Below are 1,081 nucleotides of genomic sequence, written 5' to 3' on the forward strand. Positions count from 1 at the left end.
TCCTCCCAAGTCGTCCACAGGCAGCGTGTACTGTGGGGTGCCGAAGATCGATGCCCCCAAGCTTTGCTCCCATGGTGCGTCTGGCGGATTGACGCTTTGCACCGGTGAATAGGCGGCTGACGGCAAATCCTGCCGGAAGGTCGCTGTATTCCAGCTATCGGGAAGCTGGCCGGGTTGACCCACTCCATGCCAAAACTCTGCGGGATCGGCGATCTGTGTGGAGGACTCCGGTCCAGCCGCCGCAGCCCCCGCTCGAGCACTGTTGGGCGCGGGGCTCAGACGTCGTTGGAGTTGCTCCCGATCGGCGACGAGGTTGTCGAGGTGCAGCACGGCTGGCCGGCCTCTTCGTGCCAGTCGTCTAACGAGCGCCCGCGTGCCGTCAACCACGAAGACTCCGCAATCATAGTCGTTGCGCTGTTGGGTCATGCGGACGGGCTCCAGACGGGTACCCAACCTTTGTGCGAGCATTGCTGCAAACTCGTTGTTCTGGCCCCGGAAGGAGTCATAGTGATAGGCAGCCGGCCCCTCGCGGTTGCGACGGTCAACGAGTAGCAGCGACCAATGGGTGCCGCGGTGATCAGGATCCGAAGCACTGGCATCGCTCACTGGAAGGAACAGGAAGTCGGCTGTATCTCTTCCATTCTGATCATTAACGATGCGCTGGAAAGCGCTCAGCGCGGTGCTCTCATCGCCCAGGCGCAGATGATAATGGGCTATCAGGGGATCGATAAGCCGCGTCCTGGCGGCGAGATCCGGATCGTTTCGCTGCAAGTCCTGCATTAGCAGCTCATAATCCGTCTGGATATGCTGGTCGCCCAGCCATTCGATATGGTCGAGCGACAATCCGCTGCGGCCTTCGATCGATGGATCAACCTGCTGCAGCGGCGAAGTTGATCTGAACTCGGCACGTGGATCCGAACGGCCGTCCAGACCGGCCGGTTCCCGGCCACTTGCCTGCTCAGGGGACAACCCCGACGCTGCGTTCGCCTCAACGACTTGCTGGTACTGCCGAAGCCGCTTGAAAGAGATAGTGTGTTTTCCCATGTCTTCGGTGAAGTCTTGGTAATCTTTTTTCAACGAC

1 protein-coding gene is annotated in these 1,081 nt (G+C 60.2%); it reads right to left on the reverse strand.

What is annotated here, in order from left to right:
- A partial coding sequence (locus GGD53_RS31420; protein ID WP_246717929.1) for a Ulp1 family isopeptidase occupies window positions 1-1,081 on the reverse strand: 1,081 nt, incomplete at both ends.

This window comes from Rhizobium aethiopicum (genome assembly GCF_014197535.1).
GTDB lineage: Bacteria > Pseudomonadota > Alphaproteobacteria > Rhizobiales > Rhizobiaceae > Rhizobium > Rhizobium aethiopicum_A.